Here is a 2374-nt window from a genome sequence, read left to right on the forward strand (position 1 = left end):
CCCCGCCCAGCCGAAGCCGCCGGGTGCCGTGGGGGCCACCGTCGGTGACGGGCGGCCCCCACCTGCAAACCGGCTGAACTCCTGGTAGTAGGGTCACGGACAGGCATGGCCGTGCTCCGTGTTCGAGCGGTACCGGAGATCCCGGCGGTGCTCGGCTGGCGGCGACCAACGACGATCGCCACCACCCGAGTCGACCTCACCGGTCACCTCGGTCTCATCGGTCTCACTCGAACCACGTGGAGATCCCCTTGCGCCGCACCCCCCCGCGACCCGACCGAGAGCGAGCGTCCCTCGACGCCGCCTACGAGGAGTGCCGTCGCCTGGTCCGCACGACCCGGCCCACCGAGCACGCCCTGATGCAGTTGATGCCACCGGCGGCCCGCCCCGCCTGCTGGGCCCTGTACGCCGCCTTCTCCTACGCCGACGACCTGCTCGACTCCACAGACGCCGAAGCCGAAGCCGAAGCCGAAGCCGAGGCGGAGGCCGAGGCCGCCCCGGAGGCGCGCAGCCGCCGCCTGCGGGAGTGGCGGGCCGCCCTGGAGGCCGACCTGACGAGCGGCACCAGCGACGACCCCATCCGACTCGCGCTCACCGACTCGGTGTGGCACTGGGGCCTGGACCTCGGCGACCTCCTCGGCGCGCTGGACGCGGTCCAGCGGGACGACGACCGCAGCACCGTGACGACCTGGCAGGAGTGGCGCGAGCGGGCCCACGCCCAGAACATCAGCTGGCCGGAACAGCTCATGCGGATGCTGGTCCGCTGCGGCCTGCCCGTCCCCGTACGCCTCCGCGACCTCCCGGGCTTCACCCGCTTCGTCGAGGGCCTCTACCTCACCGACACCCTCCGCGACCTCGTCGACGACCTCGACGGCGAGTCCCTGTGGATCCCCACCGAGGTGCTCGACCGCTTCGGCGTCACCCCGGCCGACCTGCGCTCCCGCCGCTGGACCCCCGCCGTCCGACAGCTCATGGCCCACCTCGCCGACCAGGCCCGCGACTGGCTGCACAGTTCCCGCCGAGCCCTGCGCGGCACCCTGCCACTGGGCCCCGCGATCGTGCTGGACACCGCGGTGGAACTCTTCGCGGCGGAGTTGGACGCGATCGTGCGGTCCGGCTCCGCGGTACTGCACCGCCGGGTACGCGTCCCCCGCCTCACCCAGTGGCGCATCCTCGCCCCGGCCCGGGCGAGGTCCGCGCTGGTGTGGCGCCTGACGCTGCCACCCATGACGAGCACGGGCGCCGACGCGGCAAGGCGGACCGGGGCGAGGCACACGGCCGGAACCGCCCCCACTGACGGCACCACCCCGACCGCGCCTCCGGGATCACCGGCACTCCCGGGATCACCGGCACTCCCCGGATCGAGCGAGCCCTCCGGCCTCGAACGGATCGCCCCCCACATCTCCCCCCGAATCACCGAACCGCCCCTCCCACCCCGCCCGCACCACGACGGCGCCCGCCCGCCGGAGATCCCCCGGTCCCAGCTCCCGCAGCACGTGGCGATCGTCATGGACGGCAACGGCCGCTGGGCCACCGGGCTCGGGCTGCCGCGTGACGAGGGCCATCGCGCCGGGGCGGTCGCGCTGCGGGACGTCGTCCAGGGCGCGCTGGAGATCGGCCTGCCGCATCTGACCGTCTACGCCTTCTCCACCGAGAACTGGAAACGGTCCCCCGACGAGGTCGCCAAACTCTTCGCGATCATGCGAGCCGAACTCCTCGACGGCGAGTTGCTGGACCACGACGTACGCCTGCGCTGGGTGGGTTCCCCCGACGGCCTCCCGGACGACGTGGTGGACGTACTCCGTGCTCAGCAACACGCCACCCGCCACCGGACGGGTCTGACCCTCAACGTCTGCGTCAACTACGGCGGCCGAGCTGAACTGGCCCGCGCCGGCGCGTCACTGGCCCGCGCGGCCCTGGCCGGTGAGGTGGACCCGGCCCGGGTCTCCGAACAGCTCTTCGCCGCCCACCTCCCTCACCACGCCATGCCCGACGTCGACCTCCTCTGGCGCACCAGCGGCGAACTCCGCATCTCCAACTTCCTCCCCTGGCACGCCCACTACGCCGAACTCCACTTCACCGACCAGCCCTGGCCAGAAGTGGACCGCCGCGACCTGTGGCAGGCCCTGGAGACCTACACCCACCGCAAACGCCGCAAGGGAGCCGCGTAGCCGCCGACGGCCACTTGAGGCCGAGCCCAGCGGCATCCCGCCCACCTGGCCTTTGAGACCGAGCCCAGCGACAACCAGCCCGTCCGGCGTTTGAGGACGAGCCCGAAGGGCGATTCCCCCCACTCACCCGCAGACGGCCCACCCACCCCACGGGGGCCTGGGGCAGCGCCCCCAGGGACGGGACGGGTAGGGGCGGAGGGGGCGAC

The 2374-nt window shown here is 73.2% G+C and carries 1 protein-coding gene; it reads left to right on the plus strand.

The window, feature by feature from the left end; translation table 11 throughout:
- The first annotated feature begins 236 nt into the window (after positions 1 to 236).
- Positions 237 to 2168 (plus strand): polyprenyl diphosphate synthase, encoded by a 1932-nt coding sequence (uppS, locus tag STRIP9103_RS18510; protein ID WP_048820523.1) that lies wholly within the window; start codon positions 237 to 239, stop codon positions 2166 to 2168.
- The last annotated feature ends 206 nt before the right edge of the window (positions 2169 to 2374 follow it).

The sequence above is a fragment of the Streptomyces ipomoeae 91-03 genome, assembly GCF_000317595.1.
GTDB classification, from domain to species: domain Bacteria; phylum Actinomycetota; class Actinomycetes; order Streptomycetales; family Streptomycetaceae; genus Streptomyces; species Streptomyces ipomoeae.